Raw genomic sequence first — 15,335 nt, forward strand, 5'->3', positions numbered from 1 at the left:
CTACGAAATCGAGACTTTGTCTACCGATTTCTGTCCCACCGCCTTTTCTTAATTAAAATCGAATGATTTCTCTTGTTTTTTCATATGAGGAAACAAAGCGATTTGTTACCCCTGGTTCAGCAACTTCCAAAGCTTGGGAAATCTTTTCGAAAGATGCTTGATAATCAAAGGCATTTTCAAAGATTTCTAAAGATTCATGGAAGGCTTGTTGAATCCCTTCATCAAATGATCTGTAGCGATTAGAATATTGAAGCAATTGCTCTGTCAAGGTTGCATATTGCACAATACTGTAAGTTTCTGTTTCCAAAACTTCCATATCATGTGATGCGATTTCTAGGATACGATTAACAGACTCAATGTTGACTTGTGACTGTTCTAACTCTGCCATCAAATCCTCAGTACTATGGCTAGCAGCAAAGAACAATTTCAAGAAGTTCTGTGGAATTCCTGGAAGATTTCTCTTTTCCATGTAGCGCTTAATCGTGTGGAGGCGATTGACGTAAACATTTGCCTTTTGACGAGCATTAACATCATCTTTTTCAATCTGTACTAAACGTTCGCTCACTGAAACTTGATCATCTTCAATTTCCTTTAATGTAGCTTGAACATTTTCTAAACGTTCTTCCAAGACAGAGTAAGCTTCTGAATATTCCTCTTGTTCTGAAGTCAAATCGCTAACTGTAAGTTCTAGGGAATCCAAATCCACTTGAAGACGACGAACATGATTTACATCACTCTCAGCCATCAAGTAGGTCTTGCTCAAACGCTCGATATCTTTCACCAAGACTTGATTATTGTCTTTTAAGTGGTCAAGGTAGGTTGGAAGTGTTGACAACAAGTTTTCAACAACTTTTTGAGAAGCAATCTCTCGTGTGAAAATATTATAGAGAGCATTGATTTCTTCTTGAATCTGAGTATTTTCATATTCAGCATTGTCCAATTCCAATTTTTTAATATTTTCTTGGTTATTTTTCAAAGCTTCATACAACAACTGTAAACGTGATTCTATGTCAGTTTCTACAAAGTGATAGTTGGCATCAAGCAACTTACGATAGCCAGCCTCTAGATCTTCAAGTTGATCAGGGAGTTCAGTCGTTAGTTTAGTAACAATTGCTGGAATTCTCTCTACGATATGTGTCAAAGCGAGAATATGATTTTCAGCATTATCCAAAATCCCTGCTGCTTCAACTGGATCTCCTGAAGAGTTTAGCGTCACAAATTGAGAAAATTCAGATTGGATGTTCTCCAATTGTTTTTCAATTTCAGGAAGCGCTTGACCATATTTCTCAGAATCTTCTGCGACTGTTTTCTGCAGGCTTTCAAATAAATCTAAAGCATGCAAGACACGACCACTATTTTTGGATTCTTGTTTTTCTAGATCTGCCAAAGCATTTCGAATGGAAGCAATATCTTCTTCGATAAGGGTAATCTGGCTTTCAATTTGATCAATTTTGTGTTGAGCCTTCAAGAAACGAAATGAATTATTGTACCCTTCTGCTTCAAACAGATTATTCTCAATATCCGCAAATGAGTTGAGTGATAGGTCTACCCATTTTTGGTTCCACTCTCTAAATGCAATCTGACTTTGACCAATCAGATGCATATTCTTAACAGCTTCTACTTCATCGTTAACTGGAAGGTTATACAACTCTTCCTTTCTTTCTTCTAATACTGCCAGCCTCTTTTCATTGCGTTTGCGTAACAAAACTGCCACAACATATGCAATAATCAGAAGAGCCGCGATTGCAATCATAGTAATAATCAACAGATTATCAGACATATCAAACTCCTTTTTATACATGAAACAATTGTAATGATTATATCATATTTTTCAAACCATGGGAACTATTTCCCAATTTTTTTAAACGTCAAGCGTACTGTAGACAGCATTTTCTTCGATAAATTCTCGACGTGGTTCTACACGGTCACCCATGAGCATATCAAAGATTTTATCTGCTTCTGCAGCATCATCAACTGATACACGAGCCATGAGACGATGTTCTGGGTTCATGGTTGTTTCCCAAAGTTGATGATCATCCATTTCTCCAAGACCTTTATAACGCTGAATAGTTGGTTTTGAACGTCCTTCACTATAGCGAGCCAAGGCTTCCTGTAGACGGGTTTCTTGATCTGCTCCAGGTTGGATGTATTCTTTAATTTCACTGCCGACCTTAACACCGTAAATTGGTGGTTGAGCGATATAAACATAACCTGCTTCTAAAACGGGTTTCATATAACGATAAATCAACGTTAACAAGAGGGTACGGATGTGGGCTCCATCAACATCGGCATCCGTCATGATAACGAGTTTTTGGTAACGGGCCTTGCTGACATCAAATTCAGCACCAAAGCCTGTTCCCATAGCTGTGAAAAGGCTACGGATTTCTTCATTGGCAAGGATTTTATCCATGCTGGCCTTTTCAACGTTGAGGATTTTACCGCGAATTGGTAAAATCGCTTGGAATTCACGGTCACGACCAGACTTTGCAGAACCTCCTGCTGAATCTCCTTCGACGATGAAAAGTTCAGTTTCAGCTGGATTATTTGAAGAACAGTCTGCTAATTTCCCTGGAAGGTTTGAAATCTCAAGACCAGATTTCTTACGAGTAACCTCACGCGCACGCTTGGCTGCGACACGGGCTTTCGCAGCCAGAATCCCTTTTTCAACGATACGCTTAGCAATCTGAGGATTTTCCATCAGGAAGTCTGAAAATGCTTCACTAAAGAGTCGGTTGGTAATCTTGACAACTTCACTATTTCCAAGTTTAGTTTTCGTTTGTCCTTCAAACTGAGGATTTGGATGCTTCACAGAGATAACAGCAGTCAATCCTTCACGGACATCCTCACCTGTTAGATTATCTTCATTGTCTTTGAGGAGTTTGTTTTTACGAGCGTAGTCGTTAATGACACGGGTTAAGGCTGTACGGAACCCTTGCTCATGGGTTCCACCTTCATGAGTATGAATGTTATTGGCGAAACTCATGACATTTTCATGGTAACCAGTTGTGTACTGCATGGCTACTTCGACTGTGATATCATCCATTTCTCCATCAGTGTAGATTGGTTTTTCAAAAATGACATCCTTGTTTTCATTGATATATTCTACATAGCTCGCAATCCCACCTTCGTAGTGATAATGCTTGGTTTGTTCAAGTCCTTCACGTTTGTCAGTGATGGAGATTTGAAGGCCACGATTCAGAAAGGCGAGTTCTTGGATACGTTTGTTTAATTTATCGAAATCAAAGGTTGTTGTTTCTGTAAAAATCTCTGGGTCTGGAGTAAAGTGTACGGTTGTACCTGTTTTATCAGTATCTCCAATCACCTCAAGGTCAGCAACAACATGTCCACGACGGTATTCTTGGTAATGGATTTTTCCATTTTTGTGAACACGAACATCCAACTGAGTAGAAAGAGCATTTACAACGGATGAACCTACACCGTGGAGTCCACCTGAAACCTTGTATCCGCCACCGCCAAATTTACCTCCAGCGTGAAGAACGGTAAAGACAGTTTCAACGGCAGGACGGCCTGTCTTTTCTTGAATATCAACAGGGATACCACGTCCATCATCAACAACCGTGATAGAGTCATCTGGCTCAATAAAGACCTGAATATGACTAGCAAATCCCGCCAAGGCCTCATCGATAGAGTTATCAACGATTTCCCAGACTAGGTGGTGAAGACCTTCTTTTGAAGTCGACCCGATATACATTCCAGGACGCATACGAACGGCTTCCAGACCTTCCAAAACTTGAATCTGACTGGCATCATAATCCTGTGCCTGTTGGTTTTTGATTTCTTCTGTCATTTTTTCCCTTTTTCTTAAATTTCTAATACTTGTCTCAATGTCACGATATTTTTAAAGAGATGCGTCGCTAAGCCTGCTGCTTGTCCAGCTTCAATATCGATAGAACGGTCACCAATAACGATACCAGAACTAATCTTATACTTATCTCGCAAATAGATCATAGACTCTGGATTTGGTTTTCTCTTAAAACCAGAGCTAGCTGTTACTACTTCTGTAAAATAGCCAGCAATACCTGTCTTTTCAAGAATATCCAAAACTTGGTCATTGCGATGCGAAACTAAAAAGTTCCGTCCTCCCTGGTCTGAGATTTCCTCCAATAAAGCAGGTACTCCCTCAAACAAGGCAGGATGCTCAAGCTCTCGCGCCTCATTTTCCTTGTATTTTTCTAAAAAATGCTCTATTGTTGGGGCAAATTGGTCAATCGCAAAAGCAGTTGACACTTTCAAGGCATTGTAAACTTTATCATGTTCTTCTTCGATTCCAAATTGAGCTAATGTTTCCACAAAAGCCGCGGTCGAAGTCTCATAATTATCAAGTAAAGTTCCACCTAAATCCCATATGTAATCGTGATATTTCATACCCTTCATTATAGCATTTTTTTATCAAAAAAGCGACGATTTCCTTCTATTTTAACAGTAAAAAACGAGAAGAATCCCCTAATTGATAGATTCCTCTCGTTTTAGTTAATCTAATCCAAACACATCACGATAGAGCATGGCTTCTCTCAAAGCAGTTGCATATCCACCAAGTTGTTCTACTAGGTTATAAGCAAAGGCTAGGGCAGTTGCTGGACCGCGACTGGTGGTCAAGTGACCATCGACAACTACTGTTTCCTTTCGATAATGGCCATCAGCAATTTGCTCTTGGATACCATCATAGCAGGTGAACTCTTTATCCTTGAGAAGACCGGCTCGATTCAGTACAATTGGTGCTGCACAAATGGCTGCTACTTTTTTACCAACTTGGTCAAATTTTTGAAGTTCAGCAATCAATTGCTCATTATCACGCAAGTGAGCTGAACCGGGCATACCTCCTGGTAAGACAATCATGTCGTACTCAGATAAATCACCATCAAACACACGATCTGCTTGGACTTGGATGGCATGTGATCCCGTCACTCGGGCTTCAAAACCAATCATATGACAAACAATATTGGCACGACGTAATACGTCCACAACTGTTAGGGCTTCGATTTCTTCAAAGCCATCTGCTAAGATAACTGCTACTTTAGCCATGATTTACTCCTTATTTAACTTTTTTCAAAACAACTTTCTTCCGTTTAAATCTTGTCTTACCGCTCTTTTCTTCGGCTAGATGCGTTTGATAACTCATCGATAGAAGCAATCCAACACCAATCAGATTACTGATAATGGCTGATCCCCCTTGGGAAATGAATGGCAGAGGAATCCCTGTCAAAGGAAGGAGGCCTGTCACTGCACCAATATTTTCAAAGATATGGAACAAGAGCATCATAATAAATCCAGTTGAAATGTAGGTATAAAATTGATTATTAGACTTCAGAGTGATTTTTAACATTCGATAGATAAGTAGGAGATAAAGTGTAATTACAAGGACAGAGCCGATAAAACCAAAATCTTCTGCAATGACGGTAAAAATCATATCACTCTCACGAACGGGAATAAGGAGATTAGATACATTAAATCCTTGACCAAATAAGCCTCCACTTCCGATGGCGATTTGCCCTTGGGCCTGTTGATAGGTGGTCGTTTGAGCATAATCAAAGGGATTGAGCCAAGCAAGGATACGGTTGATCTGATAGGTTGGCATCCCGATCTGATGCATAAAAGCACGCCCATCTTTTGTGATGAAAACTGCCAAAAATCCTGCAATTCCTGATACAACTGTCGCAAAAATTGGAATGATAATTTTCCATGATACCCCAGAAAGCAAGACGAGTCCAGCAAAGATTGCGACAAAAACCAAGGCCGTTCCTAAGTCACTCTGCAAGGCCAGTAAAACTAAGACTGGCAGTGTGAAGACAATCAACCACAATATCAAGTGAAAGTCTAATGCAATCGTTCGTTCTTTTTCCTTATGTTTTTGTGTGAATTGGACAATGACCCGAGCCAAGATCAAAATATAGGAAATTTTCATGAATTCGGAAGGTTGGAAAAGTGTCACTCCTCCAATTGACACCCAGTTTTTAGCCCCTGTTGCCGCCACCAAATTGGGATTGTAAAAAATCAAGGGTAAAACCATGAGGACTAGACCTAGGGCGTAGAGATAGGGAGTCGATTGCCATAAAAATTTTGTATTAAAAAACATGACTACAAAGCTGATGACAATTCCCAAGACGATCCATGCTAGTTGCTGACCAAGAATAGGCCAAATATTTTGAGGATAGTCATGGCTGACAGCAATGTAAATAGCTACCACTCCAATCACCAGCAAACAGAATACTGGTAAAATCAAACTATAATCGACCCGAGAGTCGAGAGAACGTTTCATAAAGGTCTCCTTCATTCTTTCAGATGTTTATTTTATTTTTTGTGTAAAAATTCTTGAACTTTTGAGAATACTTGCTCTTTGCCAACTTCTCTCACTCGACTAGTCTGTGACAAAGCCTTGCTAATCTGCTTTCCATATCGTTTGCTTGTCATTCGGCTATCCAAGATAAGGACAGATGAGCGCTGTCCAAGACGACGCATAGTTCTACCAATCGCTTGTTTAAGGCGAATAATAGCCATAGGAAGTTGATAGTCATAGAAAGGATTTTTCCCTTCAAGGCGGAGTTCCTGATTCATTTTTTTCGTAAAGGGATCTTCTGGATTTTGGAAAGGCAAGCGTGTCACCACTTCAATTACTCGAGGGTGAGTTGCAAAATCAACTCCCTCCCAAAAACTTCCTGTCCCTAGTAAGAGTTGAGAGTCTCCTCTTTCAAATCGTTTCTTAAGTTGAGCAGGATCTCCGTTCTTATACTGGGCTAGATGAGAAAGAGATAGAGTATCTGATACCTGCAACAAAAGGTCTTTTGAAGTGAATAAAACGAGCATGGGTTCTTCAATATAGAACAAATCTTCCAGTACTTCTACGAGAGCCTGAGCATAGTCTTCTTGAGAGGTTTCTGTCACCAATGGAAAATCCTTAACAACCAAGATTTCTTGATTTTCTTGAAAATTCTCATCCAATTTGTCAAAAGCTGCATGTGGGAATCCCATTAGTTCTGGTAAAGATACTCTGCTACTAATTTCCAAGGTTGCAGAGACAGCTAAGAGCTGACAGCTTTCTGGAAAGATCTCCGAAAAGAGCAGACGTTGATTGCGACTGGAAGAAATGACAACCTTCTTGCTAGACAAGTCTGAGGCTGATAGCCAAAATTCTCCATCAGTGCAGAAAAATCGCTGATAGTCCTGAAAACCTTGAACTTCTAACTCAGAAAAATCCTGTTGGAGTTGTGCCATTGTAGTCGTCGGGCACATTCTTCGTTTGCCAGATAGGAACTGATCCATCAAGTGACAAAGCTCAAAGCGAATACTCTCCATCAAGCGTCTTTGAAGCGTCCCTTTTTCGCGAACTAAGGCTTGATCTAGCTGGTCTACTATGTCGTTTAAAACGAAACTCTTCTGCGAAAGATTTTCCAAAGTTAATAAAATCTTCTGGGCCTCATCCAAGATCAAGAGACGGCCCTCTAGTAGACTGGGATCGTCCTCAAGTCGGGTAACGAGATAGGCATGATTGGTCACAAGTAGCTGGCAAGAGCGAGCTTTTTTCTGCCCCCGTCTCCAAAAATCCTCTAGCCAAAAGAGAGAGGCTTTGGGAAGGTTCCCATCATGTACCAAGTTTGGTAAAAACTGCTGGTAGCGATAAAGCTGACCAATCTCATCTAAATCTCCAGTTTCTGTTTCGGTCAACCAAACTAGCAGTTGCATCTTGAAACGTGTGTACAAGCGATTGGACTCTTCTTCCTCTAGAGCTGCGTGAAAGGCATCTAGTTTTAAGTAATTTTGTGGTCCTTTCAGACTATGAATCGAAAGGTGAGAGACCTCTTCCAATCTACAAGCCTCTTCTTGCATCACTTGATTTTGTAGAACTTTAGTAGGAACACTGAGGAGGATTCCTTTTTCGTTTTCTAGTGATAAGGCTGGCAGGAGATAGCCGTAGGTTTTTCCAATTCCAGTCTGAGCTTGCACAAAGGCAATTTTCTCATTCTGTAGAAAATCTTGAACCTTTTGAGCAAAGCTAGCTTGCGGGGCTCTATCTTCCAAATCCAACAAGTCAATATTGGTTTGGAAATCTTTTGAGAGTTTGCGTGGAGAAAGGGCTGGCTTTTCTTTTCTTAAAAATAAACCTTGCACCTCTACCAAGTCATGTTCAACTAGGATCGACTGCTTCTGATAAACTTCCTCAATGACCAGATAAGACTCATATAATAAACCATCTGACAAACTTAACAAGCGTTCCAACAAGCCTTTTGGCAATTGAAACATTTTTTGCCGCATACAGAGAAAGAGTTCTGCTGTTGCTTGAGCATCTGATAGGGCAGTATGGGCTTTTTCTAGTGAAATACCCAACTCTTGACAGAGAATCCCCAGGTTGTATTTTTCAAGCTGAGGATAAAAAACCTGAGCCAACTCGACTGTATCGATACGGGGAGTGCGCAATTCATAGCCCTCAAAAAAGAGAAATTCTGCCAACAAATTGGCATCGAACTGGACATTGTGCGCAACAAAAACACCGTCCTTGACCAAGTCAAAAATTTTTCCAGCCACCTGAGAAAACTCTGGTGCCTCTGCTAGTCGCTGGTCGGTCAAGCCCGTTAATTCTTTGATATGAGAATCCAAAGGTTCGTGGGGATTGACATCCGTGGCATATTGGTCAACAATCTCGCCATTTTCAATGACCACGATTCCTACTTGGATAATTTTTGCCTTGCTTCCGGTACTGGTCGCTTCTAAATCCACGACAACGTACCGATCATTTCTAAAATTCATCATTAAAAATTATATCAAAATTTACAGCATTTGACATCCATGAACTTTATTGGAAGGGTCAAGTTTCTTGCAAGTTTTTTCAAAAAATGATTGAATAGAAGTGTAGAAAAGGAGGGACATCATGAACCCATTAGATTTGTTTAATCAAGTAAAAGAGCTAATCGAGAAAAAAGATTTGGCTGCAGCAAAAACCTTTATCGAAGAAAATAAGGACCAACTCGGTGAATATCTTAACCAAGCACAAGCTTTGGTTTCAGGATCAGAAGGACTTGACGGTCTTGTTGATAAGGTCAAAGGCCTCTTCTAATCCTTAAAAGGCACCTGAAAAATTCAGGTGCCTTTTTGTATTTTCTTCATGAAGGCTGGGATATATTGACTGATCGTGGTTGGCAGAACTACAAAATTGTCCTCAGCCAGTTCTTGGGCAATTGCTGAATGTAAATAGGTCGCTACTGTCACTCTTTCATAGAGACTTGCTTGGGGAAATTGACCTGCAAAACCGGCAATCATCCCAGCTAAGGTATCTCCCATTCCCCCAGTCGCTTGATAGGGACCTCCAACTTCCAGCTGATAAAAATCAGTTTGATCAGCTTGCCAGATTCGAGTAGCTGGACCTTTTTGAACCAAAATCGTTCCTGAAGGAAATCTCATCAAAGCCTCTCCTGTTTCCTCAGCTCCTTGAGAAGTCAATTCTAATCCTGACAAGACTTGCCATTCCCTTTGGTGAGGCGTTAAAACAAGCTGAGCCTTAGGAAATTTCATTCCCGTCTTAGCAAAAATGGATAGGGCACCACCATCCAGTATGAGAGTCTGGTCTTGATTTGAATGATGAAAGACTGTTTGGAGAAGCTGTTTTCCACGCTCATCATCCACTAGTCCAGGTCCAAGCAAGACAACACTTGCTTTCTGTAACTGTTGCTCAAGCAATTGCTTATCGTCAAGAGCAAAAGCCATAGCCTCCGGAAGATGGCTATGCAGAGCTGGAATATTCTCCTGGTCCGTTGCTACTGTCACCAAGCCTGCACCGCTTCTAACCGCCCCTAAAGCAGCCATAATAATCGCTCCCCCAAAGGGATAAGTCCCTCCAATCAAGAGAAGACGACCGTAGTCTCCCTTATGACTAGAACGAGGACGCTCGATGATTACTTTTTTCAGTAGAGCCTGATCAATCTCTTTCATACACTACTCCTTCGTGCTTGTTCTTACTTTCATTATACACCTCACTACCTAATTAATAAAGGAGAAGACTATGCTATCTTCTCCTTCTTTTATAATGATTTGCTTTTTCAGAGCTATGAGTTATCAACCTTATTTTTCTTTACATTTAACTGTTAGTAGAGCTACTGATAAAACAAGACTGAGACTTGCTAGGAAGGCAGCTGTATCAGATCGACTTTCACCTGTTTCTGGAAGTCTTGCTGAATTTGCTTTTCCTGGATTATTTCCAGAAACCTCTCCCTGAGCTGCTAGCCCATGAGCTTGGTCTACTGATTCTACTGGTTCTTGGTTTTGTTCTTTATAGACAATCGCATAAAGTCCTAGATCTTTGGTTGTAAATTCAATCATATCACCTACAAGCGTCACCTTTTGAACCTGCAAGCCTTGATCTAAGCTCATGTGATAAACCTCTTGAACCTGACCCTTGACTGGCAATCTCACTAGGACAGCACCTTCAAGTTCAACTTCTTGGTTGTCCTTATCTAGTAATTTCACTTGATAAGCATCATAGTGTTTACCAGCTAATTCTTGTCGTAGAACCTTCTGCACTTGAAGCTTGAGGTCTTTAGATAACTCTGTAGTTAGCCCTGCTACCAGAACTCCAGTTTCCTTATCAGTCAAAATTCGAACCTCTTCGGCTGGTTTAACAAGACTTGGTGAAGCCTCATTTCCTGTTGTAGCTACTGTTCCTGTGTATTCTGGTAACTCGTTTTTAGCGGCTTCTACTTCATTGACACCACCCTTGAATTCTGGGATTTCTACTACTGGAGCTGGCTCATCGCCTACTGTGCCGATTGCCTCTGTGTACTCTGGCAATTCATGTTTAGCGACTTCTACTGCATTGACTCCGCCCTCAAATTCTGGAACTTCTACTACCGGAGCTGGATCATCGCCTACTGTGCCGATTGCATCTGTGTATTCTGGCAACTCATGCTTAACAGCTTCCACAGCATTGACACCACCCTTGAATTCTGGGATTTCTACTACTGGAGCTGGATCCTCACCTGCTGTGCCGATTTCATCTGTGTATTCTGGCAACTCATGCTTAGCTGCTTCTACTGCATTGACACCACCTTCAAATTCTGGAACTTCTACCACTGGAGCTGGATCGTCGCCTTTACTTATTGTCGGTGCTGGATCGTCTACCACTTCTTGATAGAAAGTAGTCATTTCGTAGAACTCTGGTTCTCCACCTTCCCAAGAAACTTTTACATCAAGAATCCGTGGATTTTTTCCTGTAAGAGCAAAGGTTTGGAAACTTGATCTGACTTCACCCAAGTTTTTCCATACTGATTCACCAGCATCATTCAAGGTACGAACTTGGATATTTACTTTTGCACCTTCAGGCAAGTCAGCAATCAAGCGAACATGATTGACCTTGGTTTCTTCAGATAAATGATAAACAAGCTCTCCTTTATCTTCAGTAGCTGCATAGCTTGTCAAAACATTGCCGTCAGTCATATTTTTCTTCAGGTTATCCGCTTCTTCGCTACCATTTCCTATCACTGTAGGATTATTTTCAGGATTGATAAATTCACCATCATTAATCACGATTTCGCTAAATCCTACAAAACGAGCATTATAGTCCGCTGTAAAGAGAACACGCATAAACTTAACAGTTACAGGTTGATCCAGAATACCTTCAATATAACGATTTCCTGGGTGGGCAGAATCATGTGTCCAGCCGTCGGTCAATGAATTATCTCGAATTTCATTTTCAACACCATCTCCGACTGTCACAACATCCGTCCAGTTCTTACCGTCTTCACTAACTTGAATCTTCCCATCACGCAAATAATTACGCTGAGCATCCTGAATATAGGCACGAATCTTCTTGACTTGACGAGTGGTGCCAAGTTTCATGACAATTTCTCCGTTTTTACGTTGATAATCAGAAAATTCTACAAAATTATTAAAGTCCCCATCAAACAGTTGACCTAAATTGTGAATGCGACGAACATCATTAGCACCATAATATTGGTGAATACCCATAGTGGTTGATAAGAGTTCAGTTGGATCCACTTCTTTTGTCTTAACGACTAATTTTCCAGTAGGAAGCGCTTGGTCCTTATCTGTCTTGTTCATGATGCGAACATAGCGCACCAAGGCGTGTTCTGGAAGTTGGTCAGCGGTCATCCATTCCACTTCATTTGCCGAATATTCCAGTGTCAAACCTGTTTCACCAGCATCCTCAAGTGCAATTGAACTAGCTTCATGGAGGCGGTCCAATTTCAAACCAAGATAGCCATTTGCTGGAAGATTATTCCCTTGAGGTAAGGTCATTTCATAACGACCACGGCTGTCCACTACTGGCGTTTCCTTCAAGCTGTCGACATTGGTGACGGTTAAATCAGTATTTGGTGTATCGACGTCAACTCTAAAGTCCGCAATTCTCCACCATTTGCTGAGAAGTTGTGTATTACGGACACGAACGTATTGGGCTGTGAAGTTCTGGCTAATATCTGAAATCCGATCCCCAGTTAAGGTCTGAAGGTTCTTCCAGTTTGTACCGTCTGTAGAATATTCGATGACACCAGCCGCTAGTTTGTCACCTTCACCTTGAACAAGATGAACATGTTTCACTTTCTTAGCTCCACCCAAGTCCATCTGTACCCAAGCATTTTCTGGAGTCACATTCGTTTGATTGGCATGAGCCATCATGGATTCGGTGTTAGCTTTGCCATCTTGCATTTGAAGCACACTAGTTCCATATTTGTAAACTAGGTTTGGACTTAGGGTAATGCTCCCTTTTACCTTCTTGCTTCCAAGTTCGAGCGGTCTATTAACAGCAATTTCACGCATGGCAAGCCAAGCATTATCCTTCTTAGCTGTCGCACGCATACGAACTGCTTGAGCCGTAATATCGAGGTCTTTAAATTCAAGTGTCCGTTCGCGACCTGTATAGGCAGGACTTGTAAGAGCTACCCATTCCCCTTGCTCATTTTGATACTCGACAAGGGCATTTCCAAAGGTATAATTATCAGCGGTCTTTGTCCCTGTTGCAAAACCAAGAGTATGAACCTTAATGGCTTTATTAAAACGAAGTCCTACATAATCATCTCGTTCAATAACGGTTGTCGTCTTGACAATCGCATGAGTATCCAAGTCGCCATCTGTTACTTCTGCAAGACCTCCTTCAATCCCCGCACGGTTGGTAATAAAGGTGGTCACAAGTTTATCTGGATGAAGCATGGTTTGGATATGCGTTGCCAAGTATTCCTTTAAGTTATTGATAAATGGACGAATATGTTGCACTCCAAACTCTGCCCGTTCATAATGGTCTACATAGAAGAAGGAATAACTAATGGACTGATCGTAATACTTAACCCCAGCATAGTAATGTTCCCATACTTTAGCATCATTCTTTTCAGCCAGACCTTCTGTCGCTGTCAGCAAGGCTTCTAAAGCATCCATCTGGTCCACTGTATTATCTAACCAGTAGTGGATTTGGTCAATAAGCTTCCTGTCCCCTTTTTCTTTCAGAAGGAGGGCGTCAGCCTTCAAGTTTGCAAAGATACCCTTTAATTCTTTTCTCTCTGCGTCTACGTTTTGACCAGCCTTCAATTTGTTATAAAAGTCTGTCAATTTAGGTGCAAGCTCAACAGATTCTTCCAATTTTGTGACATGGGGAGGACGGTTTTGGTTGCGCATATGCTTACCAAGTTCACGAAAGGCTTTTGATACTTCGCTTTCTTCAAAGCTTCCATTGACCACATAGTTAAAGGCCGTATCATTGATTTTTTCAGCTTCTTCCGCACTTCTCCATTGCTTCCAACCATACTGAGCCACATCAAAGAGGGCTACCTTTGAAGCTTCCGATTGTTGCATCGGATTTAGCATGATGCCCTGCGCCAATGACAAATCAACATTGGGATGTAAGAATTTTTCACCACCACCCAGAATCAAGTGTTGCTTAGTATTATCGTTACAAGGCCAGTTAATCCAGAAATGAATCGGACGATACTTCTTGCCACCTTCTGTCAAATTCTTCTTCAAATTTGTTAGGAAGGTTTGGTCAACTGCCCCCCATACCTTGCCCCCTGTTAGGGTTAAATGGACAGTTTCTGGAAGGCGTTCGTTGAGCGTGCGAAGTTCATCTTCTGTCCCTTGTCCCATATACCAGGCTGGCACGAAAATCATATCTTTACGAAGTCCGCTGTATTTTGTTTCTTGTTCAGTTAGCCAATTTGTCAGGTCGGTCATTAACCGAACATAACTATTGTAGCCACCAACAGGCCAGGCTGCATCATCAGCTAGAACACCAAATTCACGCACACCTGCATCTAACAATTGAGTGAATTTCGCTTTAATGACATCTAAATCCTGTTTATATAATTCATCCGTGTCAAAACGCATTTTGTTATGCATAAATGGATGGATGGTCCATACATAACGAGTCTTTGTTTCATTTCCCACACGAGCTAGATCACGAATCTCTGACATTTTTTCTTCTGGATAGAGTTCACGCCATTTAGCATTGTGATAGGGATCGTCTTTAGGCGCAAAGAAGTACTGAGTTAGCTTTAAGTCGCCACCATAGCGCATTAACTCCTCACGGTTTTCCTTGGTCCAAGGATTTCCGTAATAGCCTTCGATAAAGCCACGGTTCTTCACTTCTGCATAGTCTTCTACTGTCACATCTCGAAGAACTGGTACAGGACTCTCCTTCAGCATTTGTTTCAAAGTTGTTAGTCCAAAGAAGACAGCATCCGTATCCTTTCCTACAATCGAAATCTTATTATCCTTCACGCGCAAGACATAGGCATCAATTTTATCGTATAATTCAAACGAAATATCTTGGACTTCTTTTTCTGCCAGAGGAGCTTTCCCACGCACTCCAAGGAAAATGTTGGTCGCCCCTTCTGTAGCTTTTGTACTGGTAGTATAGGATACATTACTTGCTTGGAGAACTTCCTTGGCGCGGTTTCGAGTATAGATATCCAAACCATCACTAAAGACAAGGTTTACCTTTCCTTCTAGAGCAGTGACGCCATCGCCATAAGTAACCTTTTGAGGTCTTGGGAATACCGTATATTCTTTTTTAGCTACTTGAGATTTTGCTGCATCAATTTCTGCTTTACTTGTAGGTTTATCTGCTGTAAATGAATCAGCTTTCTCCATCGTTCCATTTACTTCACCTGGTTTCGTGGGCTCTGTTACTGCATTGGTCTCAGTAGGAGCTACTTCTGTAGAAGCATTTTCTACGGTTGTACTTGTCTCCTCAACTGTATAATCTCTAATTTTTTCTGGTTTTGAAGAAGTTTCTTCGGGAGCTTGGTTCTTAGTAGCTACCTCTTCCACTTTAGTCTCTGAAACAAAGGCTGCCTCTGCACTTTTAATAGCGCCTGCCAAATCTG

Annotated in this window: 8 protein-coding genes and 1 pseudogene; 1 reads left to right on the forward strand and 8 read right to left on the reverse strand. The window is 41.2% G+C overall.

The window, feature by feature from the left end; translation table 11 throughout:
* Positions 1 to 52: 52 nt before the first annotated feature.
* From ezrA to ACESOD_RS05385, 6 genes are all read right to left on the reverse strand, one after another.
* On the reverse strand, positions 53 to 1,780 hold the full coding sequence (gene ezrA, locus ACESOD_RS05360) for a septation ring formation regulator EzrA (RefSeq protein ID WP_070459688.1): 1,728 nt from the start codon (positions 1,778 to 1,780) through the stop codon (positions 53 to 55).
* Between the two features lie 81 nt (positions 1,781 to 1,861).
* Entirely contained in the window at positions 1,862 to 3,808 is a 1,947-nt protein-coding gene (gene gyrB, locus ACESOD_RS05365) for a DNA topoisomerase (ATP-hydrolyzing) subunit B (RefSeq protein WP_060955519.1), read from the reverse strand.
* A 14-nt stretch (positions 3,809 to 3,822) separates the two neighbouring features.
* Positions 3,823 to 4,386: an HAD family hydrolase gene (locus ACESOD_RS05370; RefSeq protein WP_007555957.1), complete on the reverse strand. Its 564-nt coding sequence runs from the start codon at positions 4,384 to 4,386 to the stop codon at positions 3,823 to 3,825.
* A 105-nt stretch (positions 4,387 to 4,491) separates the two neighbouring features.
* Positions 4,492 to 5,043 (reverse strand): DJ-1 family glyoxalase III, encoded by a 552-nt coding sequence (locus ACESOD_RS05375; RefSeq protein WP_373094418.1) that lies wholly within the window; start codon positions 5,041 to 5,043, stop codon positions 4,492 to 4,494.
* Positions 5,044 to 5,053: 10 nt separating this feature from the next.
* The gene (locus ACESOD_RS05380; protein WP_373094419.1) at positions 5,054 to 6,277 is read right to left on the reverse strand and encodes an FtsW/RodA/SpoVE family cell cycle protein; all 1,224 of its coding nucleotides are present in this window, start codon (positions 6,275 to 6,277) and stop codon (positions 5,054 to 5,056) included.
* Positions 6,278 to 6,309: 32 nt separating this feature from the next.
* Complete coding sequence (locus ACESOD_RS05385; RefSeq protein WP_373094420.1) at positions 6,310 to 8,763, reverse strand: bifunctional DnaQ family exonuclease/ATP-dependent helicase; 2,454 nt, start codon at positions 8,761 to 8,763, stop codon at positions 6,310 to 6,312.
* A 118-nt stretch (positions 8,764 to 8,881) separates the two neighbouring features.
* Between ACESOD_RS05385 and ACESOD_RS05390 the strand changes: the two genes are divergently transcribed.
* Positions 8,882 to 9,067, forward strand: a complete 186-nt coding sequence (locus tag ACESOD_RS05390) for a hypothetical protein (RefSeq protein WP_223339502.1) — start codon at positions 8,882 to 8,884, stop codon at positions 9,065 to 9,067.
* A 23-nt stretch (positions 9,068 to 9,090) separates the two neighbouring features.
* Here the strand turns inward: ACESOD_RS05390 and ACESOD_RS05395 are convergent, their stop codons facing one another.
* Together ACESOD_RS05395 and ACESOD_RS05400 are read right to left on the reverse strand one after the other, a co-directional pair.
* Entirely contained in the window at positions 9,091 to 9,939 is an 849-nt protein-coding gene (locus tag ACESOD_RS05395) for an NAD(P)H-hydrate dehydratase (RefSeq protein ID WP_373094421.1), read from the reverse strand.
* Between the two features lie 129 nt (positions 9,940 to 10,068).
* Positions 10,069 to 15,159: pseudogene (locus ACESOD_RS05400) on the reverse strand (SIALI-17 repeat-containing surface protein); the annotation flags it as partial.
* Between the last annotated feature and the right edge of the window lie 176 nt (positions 15,160 to 15,335).

Origin of the sequence: Streptococcus oralis, assembly GCF_964238205.1 — a bacterium.
GTDB lineage: Bacteria > Bacillota > Bacilli > Lactobacillales > Streptococcaceae > Streptococcus > Streptococcus oralis_CZ.

Excerpts from the sequence above, each read along its gene's own strand:
- ezrA (WP_070459688.1), bottom strand. The coding sequence starts at position 1,780 with ATGTCTGATAATCTGTTGATTATTACTATGATTGCAATCGCGGCTCTT.
- gyrB (WP_060955519.1), bottom strand. The coding sequence starts at position 3,808 with ATGACAGAAGAAATCAAAAACCAACAGGCACAGGATTATGATGCCAGT.
- ACESOD_RS05370 (WP_007555957.1), bottom strand. The coding sequence starts at position 4,386 with ATGAAATATCACGATTACATATGGGATTTAGGTGGAACTTTACTTGAT.
- ACESOD_RS05375 (WP_373094418.1), bottom strand. The coding sequence starts at position 5,043 with ATGGCTAAAGTAGCAGTTATCTTAGCAGATGGCTTTGAAGAAATCGAA.
- ACESOD_RS05380 (WP_373094419.1), bottom strand. The coding sequence starts at position 6,277 with ATGAAACGTTCTCTCGACTCTCGGGTCGATTATAGTTTGATTTTACCA.
- ACESOD_RS05385 (WP_373094420.1), bottom strand. The coding sequence starts at position 8,763 with ATGATGAATTTTAGAAATGATCGGTACGTTGTCGTGGATTTAGAAGCG.
- ACESOD_RS05390 (WP_223339502.1), top strand. The coding sequence starts at position 8,882 with ATGAACCCATTAGATTTGTTTAATCAAGTAAAAGAGCTAATCGAGAAA.
- ACESOD_RS05395 (WP_373094421.1), bottom strand. The coding sequence starts at position 9,939 with ATGAAAGAGATTGATCAGGCTCTACTGAAAAAAGTAATCATCGAGCGT.